This window comes from Erythrobacter litoralis (genome assembly GCF_001719165.1).
Taxonomy (GTDB): domain Bacteria; phylum Pseudomonadota; class Alphaproteobacteria; order Sphingomonadales; family Sphingomonadaceae; genus Erythrobacter; species Erythrobacter litoralis.
Genome location: NZ_CP017057.1, coordinates 65,595 through 84,034, shown reverse-complemented (window position 1 = coordinate 84,034; position 18,440 = coordinate 65,595). Strand labels below are relative to the sequence as shown.

Below are 18,440 nucleotides of genomic sequence, written 5' to 3'. Positions count from 1 at the left end.
CACTGAAGTGTGAGAGCGATAAGGACATGCTCGATCAAGCCGATTCCCAAAGTGTCGCTCGTCTCAGTTGCTGCCGCCGTTACCGCCACCGATGTTGTTCGTGAGCGCGGTAGCGGTCACGATTGGCGAGAAAAGCTGGCCAATCGTCTGGATGAGTTTGCGCGGTTGATTGGAGGCAGAGTTGCCAAAATAGAGAACATCCTTGTCGCGGAGCATGAAGCGCTGCGCGAGGAAGAAGGTTGGCGCCTCCATCATGTTGAAATGGTAGACGGTCGGCTCTGTGCCCTCGTCGCCAGCATAGCGGAACAGGAATACAGCCTGTGGATCTCCGGTGTTGTCACTTGGGCCGCCTGCCATGGCGATTGCCTCGACCACGCTCATGCGCTCGCGGTTGAAAGGCATTTGCTGCACTCGGCCTGATGCGCCGAGAACCGAGAACGTCATGGGATCGGATATGACCGTCAGCCGGTCACCAGGTGCGGCGCGAAGGCGGCTGTATGGACCAGACATGACATCAGCAAGCCGCAAACGGGCGACCTGATCACCGCGTTCGACCTGCAGAACAAGGTTTCGCATTTCTCCGCGATAGCCCCCCGACAAGGCGACGATGTCCGAGAAGCTCTCCCGGTTGGTATGCAAGACCAGACGCCCGGGATTCGCGACTTCCCCGCCAACAATCACCGAGTTCCCGATGATCTGCTCTCGGCTGACCAGCACTTGCGGGTCCTGCGAAAGCCCGCGCAGCCGGTCCCGAATTGTTGCCTCGACCTCCGCGACTGTGCTTCCATCAACCGGCACTCGGCCGGCATAGGGGACATCAATGAAGCCGTAGTCATCAACCCTGCGCGGAGGCAGGGTCTGCGACCGAACCGAGGGATCGAACCCCCCGCCTGGAGCGACCGCCGCTGGCGCATCGCCAGAAAAGAGCGCGACGCCAGCTTCGAAGATGGTGATCGAAAGGACGTCACCCGCAGTGATTTGGTCCGTGGGCGACGCTTCGGCGTTAGGCAATTGCCATTGCTCAGGCGGCAAAGCGGGCGGGATCGCCTCGGGTGTTTCAACAGGCACGATCTTGATATCGAGTCCGTCGTCGTTGACCTCGCTCGCGGTATCTTCAATTTGATCACCGGTGGGTCCACTCGACGGTAGCGTTGCGCAGGCGCTCAACAAGCAAAGCGCTAGCGTCCCGAATACAATTCTGAGATTCATGGGTGAATTCTTGCCAAATTTGCCTAAGGGGTGCTCCCCTAGACGAGAAGCGGTGTCAGGCCTACCCATTGCAGCAGATTTCAACCATCAGGCACAACGCTCCCAAAGTGCGCCGCATATCCGAGCACCGCGTCCGTGATCTCCTCCTTCTGCTGCTTTGCCGTCCCGACCGCTTGGTCGCGATTGGCTGGTGGAGGCTGATTGGGAAGAAACTGCGCGCCCGCTTGAAACTCGAAACTGCAATTGCTGCCTTGCCGTTTGCGCACGAGCGCTGGGTTCAGCTGGCGGGCAAAGCGGACTTGCGGGTGATCAAGGAGGCGCAGAAGTCCCGCGAATTACCTAGGTTCGGTTTACATCTGCATTGTGCTCATGATGATGATCTAAGGCGCATCCAAAAGGTAATCTGCTCCTTAGTGCGACAAAGCCATGCTCCAGTAGCTGTCCTTGTTACGCGGGAGGAGGGTAGCGCGGAGCCTGACGGCCCAGACTGGGATCAGGTTACCATGGTTTCCGGGGTGTTTTCGGACCGAATGGAGGGCCTTCGTGGTGCTTTAGAGGCGGCGATGGCGCTCAGGGCGCAGTGGGTAATTCCTGTTGACGCCGCCATGCCTTTACCGCGTCACGCTCTTGCATCCTATGTTGCGCATCTCCTGAGTGAGCCGGGCCCCAACGACCTCGTCCTGCTCTATGGTGATGAGGAATCGCCAACTGGACAGTTGAGCAAGAAACAGCTGTGGCTCAAACCGGAGTGGGATTCCCGCATGATCCTCTCACAGGATTATGTCAGCGCGGGTTGCGCCCTTGGTGCCGAAGCCGCACTTGAGGTCTTCGGGGAGCACGAGCCCACCGCATTAGCAACTCTCTACGAGCTCGTTCTTCGATTGGCGACGCGAGATCCGTCCCCTGCTATTCGGCATGTAACCCGTATAGTCGCCAAAACTGAAGCGATGGCTTGGTGCGAAAACGGCGAACAGCGAGTTGAAGCTGTCCGGCAAGTGCTGGGCGAGAAAGCGACGGTTTCTTCGGGCCCGTTTGGAACGGTAGAAGTTCATTATCCACTGCCCGACCCTGCGCCCAGCGTCAGCATAGTCGTCGCTACTCGCGATCGTGTCGAGTTGCTGCGCACCTGCGTCGATGGCGTACTCTGTGACACCGACTATCCCAATTTCGATCTTATCATAGCCGACAATGACAGTGTGGATCCCGAAGCACTTTCTTATATGGATGAGGTCTCTGCCGATCCGCGCGTCAAAGTTGTCCGTTGGCCACACGCTTTCAATTACTCAGCAATAAACAATTTCGCTGTAGGTGAGACCAGCGGCGAATATGTCTGCCTTCTAAACAATGACATAGAGGTGATCGAGACAGATTGGCTTAGCGCAATGGTGCGAGAGGCGGTCCAGCCTGGCATTGGAGCGGTTGGAGCGCGACTTCTGTATCCTGATCGCTCGATTCAACATGCCGGGGTAGCGGTAGGGATTGGGAATGCTGCGGGCCATGCGCATCGAGGCCTTGCAGAAGGTGAGCCGGGCTATTTTGCTCAAGCACATATAACGCGAGGCGCAAGCGCAGTTACGGCAGCATGCCTGCTTGTTGCGCGGCAGCACTTCTACGGCGTGGGCGGACTAGACGAGCAGAAACTCGCAGTGGCGTACAATGATGTAGACTTGTGCCTCAAGCTAAGGGCTGCCGGTCTCAATAACATCTTCACGCCGCGAGCTACGCTTATCCATCATGAGAGCAAATCGCGCGGAATGGATTTCGCGCCGGAGCACTTCGAGCGTTACATGCGCGAATTGGCCGCATTCCAGGACCGCTGGGATGCAAAACGCGTCGTCGATCCATGGCATCACCCCAGGCTTGATCGTTCGCAGGAAAATTACGTCGTATGAGTTTTTGGCGTGTCTCAAAGAACCGCTGTTCTTGAGAGCACGCGCGCGGCCACAGAGCCCTGATGAGGGACGGTGCAGCGGGACACGCTAAAGGAAGCGGTAGTCTTGCGGGCCAGCTCACTCGCAATCCGAATAAGAAGGCGCGCTCGCCTCCCTCTTGGCTCGGTCAAATAATGCTCTGAAAGCACTGGCGTAGCAGCCTTACTGCGGTGGAATCGACCACCTTGCCATCGATCCCCAAGCCTACGAACAGCTGGAATGCGAGTCGGTAATTTGTAAGCGATGTCCCGTTCCCACCTTGCGCGGTTGATAGGAAGCGCCGAGTTTCCGCTCCCTGATTGTTGAGGGGCGTTGGTGCTATGACGATGTCATGTGATGATGCTGGCACTAGCGGTGTTCAGCGTTTCGAGGTCTTCACCGGCGTTGGCAAGCGCCGGGACTGGCCGCCGGAGGTCAAGGCCTCGATCGTTGCGGAGAGCTACTCGGGCAGAGAGAGCGTGAGCGCAGTGGCGCGCCGTCACAGCGTCTCGGTATCTCAGCTCTTTACCTGGCGCCGCCTGATGCGCAAGCAGATGGAGGAGCGCGGCATCGCACTGCCTGTGGCATCCCGGCAGGCTCCCGCATTCGTGCCGGCGGTGATCGCGCCCGACGATACGCCGGAGCCTGCGCCTGACCCTGTCAGATCACGTCGCCGTCGGCGGGCCGAGCCCGCGGCGATCGAGCTGGAGATCGGCGGCGCGCTGGTCAGGATCGGCAGCAGTGCTGATGCTGATACGATCACCGCAGTAATCACCGCCCTTCGAGCATAACGATGATTGGCCCTGCACCCGGCGCAAAGGTGATGGTGGCAACCCGTCCGGTGGATTTTCGCAAAGGAGCGGACTCGCTCGCGGCGTTGGTGGCGGCCGAGTATGGCGGCAAGCCCTATTCCGGCGTGATCTATGTGTTCCGCGCCAAGCGCGCTGATAGGATCAAGCTCATCTGGTGGGATGGAACAGGCCTGTGCCTAATGGCCAAGAAGCTGGAGCAAGGCGCGTTCAAGTGGCCCCGGATCCAAGAGGGCGTGATGCGGCTGACCCCTGCCCAACTGGGTGCTTTGCTCGAGGGTCTGGACTGGCGCCGCGTCCATGGCTGTCGCGCGACAATCAGGATGAGAAAGCGCGACAATCAAGATGAGAATCCGGTGTGGGGGAACCGGCGCAGGGCGTAGCCCGTAGCCGGTTCCCCCACACCGGGGCGCCCTTTGCTGGGCTGCCGAGATGATCGCGGTGTCAGGTATGGTTGGGTTTTCCTTCTGCGGAGGACCTGCCGTGTGCCTGGCCGTCACATAACCGATCATCAGATGAGGCTGTTCATGACATTGAGGAAAGATCACTCGGTAGCGCAGGCTGCGGTGAAGGCCGGGATGAGTCCCGCGACGGGCTATCGGCTGTTGCAGGATCCGCAGCGGCCGTTGCAGACGAAAGCGCCGCGCGGGCGGCGGCGTCCCGATCCGCTGGCAGGATACTTTGACGAGGAGGTCGTGCCGTTGCTGGAAGCAGCGCCCGGGCTTCGTCCGATCGCGATCTTCGAGGAGCTGCGCCGCCGGCATGGCAGCCTGCCGTTTGCGCGCCGGACGCTCGAGCGACGGATCAGGGCCTGGCGTGCGCTGCATGGGCCCGAACGCGAGGTCATCTTCCGGCAGTTGCATGAGCCTGGCAGACTTGGCCTGTCGGACTTTACCGATATGGGCGATTTTGATGTCACGGTCGCCGGCGTGCCGCTTGAGCACATGCTCTATCACTTCCGGCTGACCTATGGCGGGTTCGAGCACTGCCATGTGATCCTGGGCGGCGAGAGCTTTGTTGCCTTGGCCGAGGGGCTGCAGAATGCCTTGTGGTCAGCGGGCGGCGCACCGCGGCTTCACCGGACGGACAGCCTGTCGGCGGCGTTCCGCAATCTTGCTGCTGATGCCCGGGCTGATCTGACCACGCGATATGATGCGCTGTGCCAGCATTACGGGATGGAGCCGACCCGCAACAACACAGGGGTGGCCCATGAGAACGGTTCGATCGAGAGCTCTCATGGCCATATCAAGGCTGCGGTGAGGGATGCCTTGCTGCTGAGGGGAAGCAGCGACTTTGCCGATCTGGCGGCGTATCGCTGCTTCATCGATGAGGTCGTGACCGCGCGCAACCGGCGTCATGCTCCCTCGATCGATGCCGAGCGCCGCACCTTGCAGCCGCTGCCTGACACGCGCACGAGTGATTACGAGGAGGTGCTGGTCGCGGTCACCTCATCGGGCGGCTTCACCTTGCGCAAGGTGTTCTACACCGTGCCCTCGCGGCTGATCGGACACAAGCTGCGCGCGCGGCTTTACGATGACCGGATCGACCTGTTCCTGGGCGGCACCCAGCTGATGACCCTGGTGCGCGGCCGCGCTGGCGACAATGGCAAGCATGGTCATATCGTCGATTACCGGCATGTGATCCACTCGCTCAGGCGCAAGCCGATGGCGCTCATGGGGCTGGTCTATCGCGACAGCCTGTTCCCCCGCGAAGCCTACCGGCGGATGTTCGAGCATCTGCTGGAGCAAGAAGGCGAGCGCTCGGCTTGCAGGATCACCGTTGATCTGCTGGCCATGGCGCACGAGCGGGCCTGCGAGGCTGAACTTGCCGGACTGCTCGAAGCCGATCTTGCCGCGCGACGATGCCCTGACATCGGCGCCCTGCGAAGCCGGTTCTCCCCCGATCCCGCTCAGCTGCCCGCGGTCACGGTCAAGCTCGGCGGGCTTGCATCCTATGACAGCCTGATCGGATGGGGAGAGGCGGCATGAGCACAGGTCCGATGATCGATGCCCAGCGCCTCAGCCTGATGCTGAACGAGCTGCGCTTGCCGGCAATCAAGCATATCTGGGGCGACTTTGCCGCGCGCGCAGACAAGGAAGGCTGGCCTGCGGCCCGGCTTCTGGCCGCGCTCGCCGAGCATGAGATCGCCGAACGGGATCGGCGGCGGACCGAGCGGCATCTGGCCGAAGCCAAGCTCCCTGCCGGAAAGACCCTCGATACCTTCGCGTTCGATGCCGTGCCAATGGTCTCCAAGGCGCAGGTCATGGCGATGTGCGCCGGCGACGGATGGCTCGAGCAGGGTGCCAACCTCATCCTGTTCGGCCCTCCTGGTGGCGGCAAGACCCATCTGGCCGCTGCCATCGGCCTCGCGCTGGTCGAGAATGGTTGGCGCGTCCTGTTCACGCGCACGTCCGATCTGGTGCAGCGGCTCCAGATCGCCCGGCGCGAACTGGCGCTCGAATCCGCGCTGGCAAAGCTCGACAAGTATCATCTGCTGGTGCTCGACGACTTCGCTTACGTCAGCCGGGACCAGGCCGAAACCTCGGTCCTGTTCGAACTGATCAGCGCCCGCTACGAACGTCGCTCGCTGCTGATCACCGCCAACCAGCCCTTCGGCGACTGGAACAGTGTCTTCCCGGATCCGGCCATGACGCTCGCCGCGGTGGATCGTCTGGTCCATCACGCAACAATCTTCGAGATGAACGTCGAAAGCTACCGGCGACGAACCGCCGAAGCGCGTCGCTCAGGCCCAGGCCGACCAGCGACCTACACGACGCCCAAGGTCCTCGAAGCCGTCCGCGACAATCAGGACGACAAATAGCCCTTGCCAGCGACAATCAGAATGCGCACAAACTGTCGCGCCGCGACAATCAACTTCTCATCCTGATCGTCGCGCAACTCTCACCTTGAATGTCGCGCTACAGCGATGCCAAGAACAAGGCCGATGCCCGGATTGATCGCCTGCAGGCGATCATCGAAGCGTTCCAACGGCACCGTTTTGGCCGCAAGTCCGAGCAGCTCGATCCCGATCAGTTCGAGCTGGCGCTGGAGGATATCGAGACCGCGCTCGGCAGCGCGCAGGCTGCACGTGATGCCGCGGTGCCCAAGGCCAGGGGCGAACGCCCACGCAAGACCAACCGCGGTGCGCTGCCAGCGCATCTCGAACGGATCGAGCAGATCGTCGATGTCGAGGAAGTTGATGGTCTTCGGGCATGCCCCTGCTGCGGCGGTGCTCTCCACCAGATCGGCGAGGATGTAGCCGAACGCCTCGATGTCGTTCCCACCACCTTCCGCGTGCTGGTCACTCGCCGTCCGCGCTATGGCTGCCGCTCATGCGAGAGCGCGGTCGTGCAGGCTCCAGCCCCGTCCCGGATCGTCGAAGGCGGCATCCCCACAGAGGCGCTGATCGCACAGGTGCTGGTATCCAAGTATGCCGATCACCTGCCGCTCTACCGGCAGGCGCAGATCTATGCCCGGCAAGGCATCCAGTTAGACCGCTCCACCCTTGCAGACTGGGTCGGACGTGCGGCTTGGTATCTGCGCCCCTTGCGCGATCACATCCTCGAGCGATTGCGACGATCCGAGCGATTGTTCGCCGACGAGACCACCGCGCCTGTGCTCGATCCCGGGCGCAAGCGAACGAAGACCGGCCAGATCTGGGCCTATGCCTGCGACGACCGACCTTGGGGCGGTAGTGATCCGCCGATGGTGGCCTATGTCTATGCCGCCGATCGCAAGACCGAGCGACCCGAAGCGCATCTCCAGGGCTTTGCGGGCATCCTGCAGGTCGACGGCTACGGCGCCTATGCCGCGCTTGCCCGGCGTCATCAGCAGATCCGCCTCGCGTTCTGCTGGGCGCATGTGCGCCGCAAGTTCTACGAGCTGGCCGAGAGCTCGCCGGTGGCCGCCGACGTGCTGCGCCGCATTGCCTCGCTCTACGCCATCGAGGACGAGATCCGCGGCCTGTCTGCTGCCGAGCGTCGTGACGCTCGCGACCAGCGCAGCCGTCCGATCGTCGACGACCTGCACAAGTTTCTCGAAGCACGCGGCCGACAGGTCAGCGCCAAGAGCCGTCTGGGCGAGGCGATCCGCTACACGCTTCCGCGCTGGGACGGTCTCATCCGCTTCCTTGACGATGGCCGCATCGATCTCGACAACAACGCCGTCGAACGCGCCATCCGTCCCCTCGCTCTCAACCGCAAGAACGCCCTGTTCGCAGGCTCCGACGAGGGCGGCGACAACTGGGCGGTGATCGCCACGCTCATCGAAAACTGCAAACTCACCGGCATCAACCCGCACACCTGGCTAACCGCGACGCTCACCAGCCTCGCCAATGGTCACCCGGCATCGCGCATCGACGAGCTCCTGCCACACGCTAACGTGGGCTGAGAACACCGCTTACGGTAATTTAGTCGGAAACTCATGAGAAAAGGAATACGGCGCCTGCAGCACCAGCACCGTGAATATCGTCATCGGATCGAACGGTGGCCGCCCGCCCCTGTCGCGAACTCTCCGCCACAGCGCTGCCATCGGCGGCCAACCGAACACCTGACAATCCATCGCCGCCACCAACCGCTCCAGCGGATCGCCCGCAGCGCTCAGCGCCGCATAATGATCCGACAGAACCAAGAAACCAAGCTGTTCCGCCATCGTCGCCTCCGCTCATCGACGGACGAATGGATCAGATAATTGCCTCAAACGCGAGGGTATTTCGGCGCGGTGTGTTCGGTGCTCAATCACGTGGCAGCCAGCCACTTAAAAGGCACACCGGTTCGGAAACCCCCGCTAATATAAGCGCGAAGCGCTATCAGTTGGTCTAAACTGTCGCCCTCTTCCTCCCTTCTAAGTGCCCATTAAGTACGTAGTGTTCGTATCCGGAGCGGAAGCGACCGGCCTCAACTGCCCGGCTTACATCGGGGTTTTCATCGATATACCGCAATTCGTCAAAGGATTCTGGAGCAACTAATTCAATTCGATGCTTCTTTGCAATACGGGCTAAGTTGACCAGAGGTGTGTCAGAATTGACAGCAGGGATCCTTTTAAGCGCGATTGGTGACTGGTGAGCCCTGTGCGCTAAAACCATCGAGAGAAGCCAAATGCGATCGAAGTTTCTCCAAGTTTGATCATCAGCACGATGGCTTGCATTCTGCTCGACTTCGCGATGGGTCGCCTTCGGTTTCAGAGAACTTTCTGAGCCATACTTTGCAGAGTACCACATCATGAGATCTTGCTTGCTAAAACGGCTCAGCGGAGATTCTAGTGCGGCGATCGCATCACTTACCTTTATAGAGTATACGCCCCGGAAGCCCTCGTGTATCGAATCAAAGCTAATCGTTTCGCCGTCTGGAGACCAGCGCGGGTGAAGATCAGTGCGTAAGTCCGGATTATTGTTAAACCACTTACCCGGGCTATAGAAATAACCTAGATCGACCGCCCTCCCGTCAGAAAGTCTGTAGATCATTAGTCGCCGATAAGGAAAGGCATTATTGCAATAGCTGTCATACAAGAGGTACTGCCTGTCCGGCGAATAGCTACAATGGCCATCATCGCAAAGAGCGCCCGGCCCAATTTGAACACATTCGCCAGTTTCAACATTGATTTCAAAAACGTTGATTTGCCCTACGGTTTTTCGGGTCATACCCTCACCACCGGACATCACTAGCGTTTGGGCGTCCTTCCAATGATAATGGGAGCAGAAGCCAAACACACGGCGGAGGTTTGAACCATTCCGGTCGCAGACTAATGTGAAGGTTGGGAAGGGAGCGTCATCGGAAAAGATTCGGAGCAGTGCCAATACCTTTGACCCGTCGGTATTAAATGCGACATGATTCAACACCAATTTTGATGCACTCACTTCATCAAAGCCTTCTTGAGTTAAGAAATCGCGAATCTTTTCGTAAGATAAAATTAACATTTTAGACCCGGTCGTCAGGTCGAACAACCAAAGGCCATCCATAGCAGGCGCATTTTCGTCGGCGAAGGGGTCAGGAATATGGCAGTAGCCGTACCCAGGCCGATAATCGAATAGCCGAGAAAAGTTTAAGGACGCTGCAGTGACACCATCTGGCGAAAGAGCCGAAATGGGAAGCGGGTGGGGCCGTTGCTCCCCTGTGTCGACGTTTACTTCAATAGAAGCGAAGGCCGCGATCTCTTCGTCGTAGACGTTGTAGATAATCTGACGTTCCACACCTGGGATAAATTGGGCATGGGCGCCTTGTTGGTGACACCAAGCAGATGTTTGGCCGAGAATGCGCGTGGCGTTGTCATTGTGCTTATCGATTAGGACGATATCAGCCACATCGCTTGCCCGCGGGAGGCGGTCCGTAGCTGACGCACTTTGACAAAGAGCATAACGCCCATCATTGCTCGTTAAAAGGATATCGTAATAGCCACCAAAATGCTGCTGGAAAGAAGGTGAGATGCAAGTGACCGGCACCGCCTGCGCCAAAATCCCTTCTTTCAGCTGGACTGTGTTTTGGATCGTACTGCGCTCTACGGCATCTACAGTCCAACGCTCAAAAGTGTCATGGCGGCAACGGTTAATGGTGCGGCGCTTTTTCCCCATCCGCATCGGGGCCTCAAAAAGGTACCGCTCCCAGTTAGTCTTCGCGAACCGATAGTCGTTGTATCGTGCCGGGTTGGCACTCCGGTCTGCGGTGTGCTTTACGAATAGTGGCCCAAATAACGCAGCCTTAAACCCCCCTCCCTTGAGTCGATAAAAAAACTCCTGGTGCTCTTCAACCTTCAATGAATTATCCCATGGGTTCGCGATAAGACAAGCACGGTCAGCCAAGAAGAAATTCAACAAATATTCTGATTCAAAAAGATCATCTGCACCGATGGCCTGCTCATTTATGTTTATGATGACTTCTTCATCTGTCTCAGATATTTTGCCATATGCGCCCCAATAAGAGAACGAGCCGTCTTTTTGATTGTAATTATTCTTAAGCCAGCCACCAACCAGCTGGTATTTCCCCTCCTTTGCCACGCCGAGCGCCGCGGGAATGTCTGCGTCTTCGTCAAGTATAAAGTCGTCGTCGCAAAGAAGGATGAAATCTTCACGAGCCTCTTTTACCAACCTATTTCTTCCATCAGAAAGCCCAATGTTCTCCTCGTACACGTGATGATGAATATTGAGATGCGGGTAAAAGTCACGCGCTTTCTTTATGGCCCGTTCGTTTGCGGCTACTTCAACTGCTGGTGAATCGTCTCCAACCAAAATTTCTGAGAACCGAACGCCTCGCCTTTGTTCATAATGCCCAACAGACAGAAGGAACCGCTCAAGAATCTGAGGGCGAAGAAAGGTTTTCACGATTACCGAAAGAGGTAAAATCGGGCGGCCGTCTGGGGGCAAAAGGTCTGACTTGGTGCGGGCTTTTTCAAGCAGGGGCAGGAGTTCACTCTTACTTTTCTGCCGAACTAACGCTCGATGCTCAATATAACCTGTCTTGAACGCCAAGAGATGACGCAGATATTGCGTCTGGTCTTCGTCACTAAGCCCTTGCATTGCCCCCATGTGGGCGTGATGCGCGATACCACGATCAATGTAATCCAGAAAGCTATCAAAGAACTTGTCATCAATACCCTCATCTTCAAGAAAGGATAGAATGAGGTCGAAAACCTTGAAGTAATCAATAAGGTGCTTGGGTGATGCAGTCGTCGAAATTGAATCTGGCCTGACAAGATAATTGTATAGACTGTCTTGAATAAATCTGAGATGACGAGCTTTCGTCAGAATCCTGGGCGTTGTCGCGGTGTCCTGGTAGTAAAGGTGTTCGGGAAACCAAATATCATGTTCGGTGAAGAGCGACTTCCGCCAAAGTTTATTCCAGAACGCCGGATTCATCGCATTAAAAATATCGATGTCGCCGTCGTTCACGATCGTTTTATCACCCGAGTGCTGTGTTGAAAGCACCGTTCCGGCTTCGTCTACACGATCAAAACCACATACGACGATGTCATAGAAGCCGTTTTCGGAGGCTTCCCAAAGTACCTCAAGCATCGTCGGCTTCATGCTATCGTCACTATCGACGCTAGCTATGAAGTCAGCCTGAGCCGCCCTGATGCCTGAATTTCGGGCGCCTCCAAGGCCTAGGTTTGTCTCATGCTTAATCGAGCGAACGCGCGGATCCTTGCGCACATATTGCTCTACGATTGCGGCGCTGCCGTCCGGTGTGCAATCGTCAATACAAATTACCTCGAACATTTCGAAAGTTTGCGCGAGAACCGAGTCCAGGCAATCAGCTAGATATGCTTCACTGTTGAAAATCGGTACGATCACAGAAATTTTTGGCTTTAAATAATCAGACGACACCTGCGTACACCTATTCGAATATCTAACTTATTCAGAGACAAATCCAAACCTCGTCACAAGCCACCCGACTAGATCGGGTCGCTTGCCACCGGTTTGGTCGATCACGTGATTCGATTTGAGCCAAAGCTATTTGAATCGCATTGGATCCCTCATTGATCCCAATCTCGCATGGGCCGCAGCGCGTTCTTAATCAACATCGGACGTGAACGTCCAGACTGAAGGCCGCTGATATCAGCGGCGCGGACTCTGCATTGCAGGCCCGAAGCCTTAACGAACTTTTAATACTCATTCGAGCCGCGATCCAGCACGACGAACGCGGTTGGTTGGTGTTCAAACTGATTGGCGCCATGCCCGTGATGGCCACGTTATACAAATTGAATAAGATGCCAATCGGGTTTGGCTCAATTGGCTGATTGCGTTAGAGCGTCTTCCGCTCATTCGGGCTTGTATCCGCGTGATTTGAGATAGTTGGCGAAATCGTCTGACTGGAAGATGTGGACGAGCCGGGCGGTGAGCTTGCCGGCTTTGCGCAGCGTCGCTTTTCAGCTCTCAGCACAATTAGGAGCTGACTACTGCACACTTAATATAATTCGAGACGATGGATTTATTCGCAACACCGAATGGCGGAACCTCGCCACGACGTTCGCTGTCGCGCTGAGACAGGTCGAACATCTCAACCAAAAGACTTTTCCGTGCGCGAAGTTGCGGACGCCTGCCTGTTCCACAGCTGCGTCAACCAAGCGTTCTTGCGGGCCACGCTGAAGAACATTATTCCAGCGTTCGGCTTCGTCGCTGTTTATCAAGCGTGAATTGAAAGATGGAAAAATGGTGGCGGTGATTGGAGACGATATTCCGCGATGGACTTGGCTGTCAGCCGAGTTGAATATTCCAAGCACAACCAGCCCATGCCTGGTTGATAGGCGAGCCCCTGATCCAATAGTCAGTTAATTTATAGAGGGATTTTTTATGACGCCTACTGTCTCCGTATTGCTCTCGGTGCACAACGGCGAGCCACATCTTACATCATCTCTTGCAAGTATACTCGCGCAGTCACTGCGCGAAATCGAAATTATCGTCGTTGATGACGGCTCCACAGACAAAACGTCAGAGATCCTGAGAAAGTTCTCTAGGGTCGACGAAAGAATGAAGGTCATAAGGAGCGAAAACAATATCGGTTTGGCTGCGGCTCTAAACCTTGGCCTTGCGGAAGCACGAGGCGAGTTCGTCGCGAGAATGGACGCCGATGATATTGCATTGCCGGACCGCCTTTTGGTCCAATTGGCTTGGTTCGAAAAAGCCGACCCCTTGTTTGCGGTGCTCGGCACTGGGCGCTACGTAATCAACGAGGCCGGTAACCTTCTCAAGACTATCCGGCCAGAAACGAACCTCGAAAATATCCACCGAGACGTTCGGATCGCCAGCCCGCTTGCGCATTCGACAGTTATGTTTCGTCGAAGCGCAGTGGTGGAGGTTGGAGGTTATCGATCGGTCTTTAAAAAAGCGCAGGATTACGATCTTTGGCTTCGATTGGTGGAGGCGGGCAGACTTCTTGCCAACCTTGAAATGCCCCTCGTGAAGTACCGAACGCATCCCGGCGCGGCAACGCGACGTGACTTTCGAATGCAAGCGCTTTGCCACGCTGTCGCGCGACTAGCATCTCGCCAAAGAATAGCTGGGCGAAAAGATCCAATAGATAATTGCCTGGAAATCAACGAAGATTTTTTCTTCGAGCGAGAGACGCTTCCTCTCGAGAAAAGGACTTATTTACTCGATCTACTGAGACGTATTCGCTCATATATGAACTTCACCCGCCAGACTCAGTCGAGTTTCTATGAAGAGGTCGATCGAATCTCGTTGCGATTTTTCGATGTAGAAACATTGGGGGAGCCGTCTTTGGACGAGGTCGAAGCATGGTGGCAGCAATACAAAACGTTCAGTAGCACGCATCCAAGCGCAGCGGTGTTTAAGCGCTTCGCCGCTGTTACGGGCGGCAGCTCGCATCTCTCTTCCGGCACCATTGAAATCTTCCGACAGCTCAAAAATAACCTCCCGGAAGAGTCCGAGACGGCTGTTCAAAATCGAGAAACAGGAACACGGGTCTTTCTAGTTGGAGGAGAGGGGATTGGTTGGGCGCTCGATGAAGATCTCCGTCTACTTCAAAACGCGGTTCGACAAGCTAATCATATAGATCTCGTGCATGACGAAAGCTTTGCGGACATAATTCACAGCGTTTACTTGCGGCGAACTGCGAAATTCGATGAGGGCTCGATAGCTGGGAAAAAGGTTGTTACGAGCCTATCTGGCGACATCAAACGGTTTCTCCACGATGATGATCTCTTTCCGCTAGCGGTACGCAAGACGTCGATGTGGTCCGTTTATTCGGACAACGGTTTTGGACAATTGAGCGCACTCAATCTTCCCGTGGCGCGTTTAAACTATATGGTCGACATAGAAGTTTTTCGGCCACTTGGTATCGAAGCTCGTGATCCCGAAGAACTGCGTGCTAGATATGGAATCCCGAAGGATGCGTATCTGATTGGTAGTTTTCAGCGCGACAGCGGCGACAAAGACCTGGGAAAGCCGAAATGGGTGAAGGGTCCTGACCGTTTCGCGAATATTGTCTCTCAGGCACTGCGTAAAGGCGTACCGATCCATGTCATCCTGGCTGGTCCCCGTAGGCATTGGCTTCGAGCCAAACTAAGAGAATTGTCGGTGCCGTTTACCTTCATTGGAACCGAGGTTTTGGGAGATGATCTTCGTTTGAACACCCTCGACCGCAACGTCTTGAACACCCTTTACAATCTAATCGATTTATATTTGATCGCGAGCCGCTCAGAGGGAGGTCCTCATGCGCTCTTTGAGGCGTGTGCGAGCAAGTGCAAGATCATCAGTTCTCGTGTTGGGGCATCTGAAGACGTCCTCGAGCCTTATGCGATCTTTGACACAGATCACGAAGCGGCTGAACTAATCAATTTGGATCATAAGCAAAACGTGCTCGCCAAAAGCTTGGATCGCAATTTGCAAATTGTGCGGGATGGCTATTCTGTAGCGGCAGTATCGCAGTTTCTGCCTCAATTCTACAGTCAGGTTTTGGAAGCGCATCATTCCGAAGAAGCAGATCTTACGGGGGCGGAATTCTCTGAAAATCTACCTTTACCCGCGTCTCTGAGGGTTGTGCGTCGGGATCAGACGAAAAGTCATCAGGCCGTTGCCGTCCCGAACGGCGATAGGAATGAAGACCTTTCCGATAAAATTCGCAATGTCGAGGCTTTATTCGAAGCCAATCCAAATGATATCAAGCTGATCAAGGAGCTTGTTGATCATTACGAGGCAGCAGGCCGTTTGAATTCTGCGCTGAGTGCAATTTCATTGGCAGTTCTGACGGATGACGTCAACCAACAGCTTCAGTATCGGCGTTCGCTACTCCTTGGTAAACTCGGGAGGCGTACTGAGGCGTTAGAGATTGCTTTGGAGCTTGTTAAGTGTCAGCCATCGAACTCCCAGTTTCAGCGGCATTTGAGCAATTTGTTGTTACACTGTGAGCGCATTGATGAAGCGCTTGAAGCCGCTGGCAATGCAGCAATTCTCGATCCATTCAACGCGTCAAATTATTTTCATTTTGCGAGGCTTTTGTTCGATTCAGGGAAAGTTGCGGAAGCCATCGTAGCAGCCGAACAGGCTTCTCGGGCGGACCCTATCGACCACAGAATTTATAACTTGATTGCTGAAGCTGCGGAGCACCATGGTGATCTCGAGAAAGCGAAGAGAGCCCTTGCTGTGGCGCATAAGTTGGCGCCGCGAGGCACGAGTTATGAAGCTCGGTTGAAGAATCTTGAAGCCACGGAAGTCCCGTCTCTCTAGTAGAGTTGCTTTCAATGTGGGCGCCAGTATTTCGAATTCTAGTCCTTTTCGCCAGCTCTTGACTTTCGGACGTAAAATCAGATCAAGCCTTGGATTACATCAGGCCGACATTTTTTGTGACGTACTCTACTGATTTTACCAGTCAGAGGTAGTGAATGGCTGCTTCATGATAGTTGTTTGAAGGGTTGGCAATGGGTCTGGGGCAATGCCCCAAACACGTTGGCCAGCGATCTCGGCGGGGGACTTCCCGCGCAGATTCGATGGTCTGAGCTCGAAGTTTCTACCAGCTAGGAGTAGAGCCTTGGGCCGTTTTGATGCCCATCGTTGTGCGTGATGGCAACAACCGTATTGGGGGCATGCCCCCAGTACGGTTTGCCGCTTGATCCTGCCCCGATCTCGGCCGGGGTTCGGTTCCCCAGGCTCGAGTGCGGCCGGAAGTGGTTGTAGTCGTGGCGCCAGGCTTCCAGCTCCTCGCGGGCGTGGGCGAGGCTGGTGAAGATCGTCTCGTTCAAGAACTCGTCCCGCAGGCGTGCGTTGAAGCTCTCGATGAACCCGTTCTGGTATGGCTTCCCCGGCGCGATGTAGTGCCACTCGACATTGCGTTCCTTCGACCAGCGCAGGATCGCCATACTGGTGAGTTCAGTGCCGTAGCACATTGGGAGGGCGCCTGTTGTTGGCAGCCTTCGCCTTGATGGAGACAAGGGCGCGTAGCGCCCGCAGGCTTCATCAAGGCGGCCATGACCGGCCAGCAGGTCTCTAAAGTGAAGTTGTCGACTCAACACTTTGGAGACTGACCGATCATGACCAAGCGTAATTCTACTCCGTCCGATGCCGTGCTGGTAGCCATCGATATGTCGAAGCACCGCCAAGAGGTGCTGATCGAACGTCCGGAAGGTGGACGCCGACGGCGTATGACAGTGATGGCGACGAAGACCGATTACGACCGCTTGGCATCTGACCTGGCCGACATTGGCAGACCGATTATCGTCGGCTTTGAGGCGACCGGCAACTATCACCGGACGTTGGCGCATTGTCTCCTCAGTGCGGGTTTCGAGCTGCGTCTGATCTCGTCCGTCGCCTTGGCGCGGACGCGGGAGGCGCTGCACAATGGCTGGGACAAGAACGATTCCAAAGATGCGCAGGTAATCCTGCACATGCTTCGGATCGGCGCCACCCAGCGCTACGTCGATCCGCTCGCTGCTGGTATCAACGACCTCCAGGAGATGTCGAAGACACACGAGGCGATCTCCAAGGCCAAGACCCAGACATGGCACCGGATCCTGACCCACTATCTGCCGTTGTACTTCCCGGAGATCGAGCGCTTCGCCGGCAACAGCCGATCTGATTGGTTCCTCGCCTTGCTTGAACGGTTCCCGACGCCCGGCAGCATGACTGCGCTCGGCCAGGAGGCCTTCACTCGTGAGGCCTGGTCGCTGGTCGGCCGTAAAGTCTCCAAGGCCCGGTTGCTAAACGATATTTATGAGACGGCCTCGGCGTCCATCGCACTGCCAGTCGATGAGGATTCTGTAGCGATCACCATGTTCCGTATGGTCATCGCGCAAGCACGAAGCCTTATACACCAGCGCAATGAGATCGAACGGATCGCGCATGACGTGCTATCCGAGAACCGTGATTACCAGCTCCTGCGCATGATCCCCGGGATCGGGCCGATCAACGCGCTGACCATCCTGGCGGAGGCCGGCGACCTTCGCCGCTTCGCGCACCATCGCCAGTTCCTCAAGTTCTGCGGGCTCGATCTTGCAACCTGTCAGTCCGGCACGTTTCGCGGTCGGACCAAGCTCTCGAAGTATGGTAACGCCCGGCTGCGCCGCACCTTCTGGATGGCTGCACAGGTTGCTGCGCGCCAGCGCGACAACAGCTTCCGCGACAAGCTCGGCCGTTACATGGATGGACATGCCAACGACCCTGATCGCCGCCGTAAGGCAATGACCGCTTTGACCGCCAAGATGGCGCGCGTCGCACACGCCGTCATCAAGACGGGAACCGAGTACCGCCCGTTCCTTGAGCGGGCGGACACCAGATGGAAGGACCCCTCTCTGCTGTGCCGTGAGGGCGCAATAGCGACCCTGTAGATAATGTTCGGGCCTTCCATCTGGCATCCGCATCTCATTTTAAGGACGGTGAGGACCACGCCCCGAACGGACGCTGGATCCTGTGTTTGCTATGGCCGAGAGCGCATTCCTTGACGAGGGAAGCCATCTGGATCAGAACGCTAACAGCGCCGATTGCAATCGGAGCACCGAGAACTGCTGGCCGTTTTCTGCCGCTGCTTCCCAACCTAGGACGTTGTCGCCGGCTACGGTATGCGGCCTGCCC

General features: G+C 56.7%; 9 protein-coding genes and 3 pseudogenes. 8 read left to right on the top strand and 4 right to left on the bottom strand.

Translation table 11 applies throughout. The features are described 5' to 3' along the window. Nucleotides 1-63 precede the first annotated feature (63 nt). A complete protein-coding gene (locus tag Ga0102493_RS00365; RefSeq protein WP_034905942.1) occupies nt 64-1,209 on the bottom strand; it encodes a polysaccharide biosynthesis/export family protein in 1,146 nt (381 codons plus the stop codon). Between the two features lie 224 nt (nt 1,210-1,433). Between Ga0102493_RS00365 and Ga0102493_RS15530 the strand changes: the two genes are divergently transcribed. The 6 genes from Ga0102493_RS15530 to tnpC all read left to right on the top strand — a co-directional run bounded on the left by Ga0102493_RS15530 (nt 1,434) and on the right by tnpC (nt 8,317). Beyond that, the gene (locus Ga0102493_RS15530; protein WP_150132377.1) at nt 1,434-3,101 is read left to right on the top strand and encodes a glycosyltransferase family 2 protein; all 1,668 of its coding nucleotides are present in this window, start codon (nt 1,434-1,436) and stop codon (nt 3,099-3,101) included. Nucleotides 3,102-3,460: 359 nt separating this feature from the next. Beyond that, entirely contained in the window at nt 3,461-3,910 is a 450-nt protein-coding gene (gene tnpA, locus Ga0102493_RS16545; protein WP_034905943.1) for an IS66-like element accessory protein TnpA, read from the top strand. A 2-nt stretch (nt 3,911-3,912) separates the two neighbouring features. Beyond that, nucleotides 3,913-4,311, top strand: coding sequence for an IS66 family insertion sequence element accessory protein TnpB (tnpB, locus tag Ga0102493_RS00350; RefSeq protein WP_150132376.1), 399 nt, complete (start codon nt 3,913-3,915; stop codon nt 4,309-4,311). A 102-nt stretch (nt 4,312-4,413) separates the two neighbouring features. Continuing rightward, a complete protein-coding gene (gene istA / locus Ga0102493_RS00345; protein WP_034901634.1) occupies nt 4,414-5,916 on the top strand; it encodes an IS21 family transposase in 1,503 nt (500 codons plus the stop codon). Then, entirely contained in the window at nt 5,913-6,749 is an 837-nt protein-coding gene (gene istB, locus Ga0102493_RS00340; RefSeq protein WP_034901636.1) for an IS21-like element helper ATPase IstB, read from the top strand. Before istA ends, istB begins: the two co-directional genes overlap by 4 nt. Before the next feature lie 89 nt (nt 6,750-6,838). Continuing rightward, a complete protein-coding gene (gene tnpC, locus Ga0102493_RS00335; protein WP_034901639.1) occupies nt 6,839-8,317 on the top strand; it encodes an IS66 family transposase in 1,479 nt (492 codons plus the stop codon). A 30-nt stretch (nt 8,318-8,347) separates the two neighbouring features. Here tnpC and Ga0102493_RS00330 read toward each other — a convergent pair. Together Ga0102493_RS00330 and Ga0102493_RS00325 are read right to left on the bottom strand one after the other, a co-directional pair. Further along, nucleotides 8,348-8,578, bottom strand: a pseudogene (locus Ga0102493_RS00330) (transposase); the annotation flags it as partial. 166 nt (nt 8,579-8,744) lie between these two features. Further along, on the bottom strand, nt 8,745-12,242 hold the full coding sequence (locus Ga0102493_RS00325) for a glycosyltransferase (protein WP_081845599.1): 3,498 nt from the start codon (nt 12,240-12,242) through the stop codon (nt 8,745-8,747). A 966-nt stretch (nt 12,243-13,208) separates the two neighbouring features. Here Ga0102493_RS00325 and Ga0102493_RS15525 point away from each other — a divergent pair. Beyond that, entirely contained in the window at nt 13,209-16,103 is a 2,895-nt protein-coding gene (locus tag Ga0102493_RS15525) for a glycosyltransferase (protein WP_081845598.1), read from the top strand. Between the two features lie 287 nt (nt 16,104-16,390). Here the strand turns inward: Ga0102493_RS15525 and Ga0102493_RS00305 are convergent. After that, a pseudogene (locus Ga0102493_RS00305) lies at nt 16,391-16,750 on the bottom strand (integrase core domain-containing protein); the annotation flags it as partial. 153 nt (nt 16,751-16,903) lie between these two features. Between Ga0102493_RS00305 and Ga0102493_RS00300 the strand changes: the two are divergent. Further along, nucleotides 16,904-18,185 (top strand): annotated as a pseudogene (locus Ga0102493_RS00300) (IS110 family RNA-guided transposase). Nucleotides 18,186-18,440 lie beyond the last annotated feature (255 nt).

What these genes read in the sequence shown, in the direction of transcription:
- Ga0102493_RS00365 (WP_034905942.1), bottom strand. Translation starts at nt 1,209, where the DNA reads ATGAATCTCAGAATTGTATTCGGGACGCTAGCGCTTTGCTTGTTGAGC.
- Ga0102493_RS15525 (WP_081845598.1), top strand. Translation starts at nt 13,209, where the DNA reads ATGACGCCTACTGTCTCCGTATTGCTCTCGGTGCACAACGGCGAGCCA.
- tnpC (WP_034901639.1), top strand. Translation starts at nt 6,839, where the DNA reads ATGTCGCGCTACAGCGATGCCAAGAACAAGGCCGATGCCCGGATTGAT.
- istB (WP_034901636.1), top strand. Translation starts at nt 5,913, where the DNA reads ATGAGCACAGGTCCGATGATCGATGCCCAGCGCCTCAGCCTGATGCTG.
- tnpA (WP_034905943.1), top strand. Translation starts at nt 3,461, where the DNA reads ATGACGATGTCATGTGATGATGCTGGCACTAGCGGTGTTCAGCGTTTC.
- tnpB (WP_150132376.1), top strand. Translation starts at nt 3,913, where the DNA reads ATGATTGGCCCTGCACCCGGCGCAAAGGTGATGGTGGCAACCCGTCCG.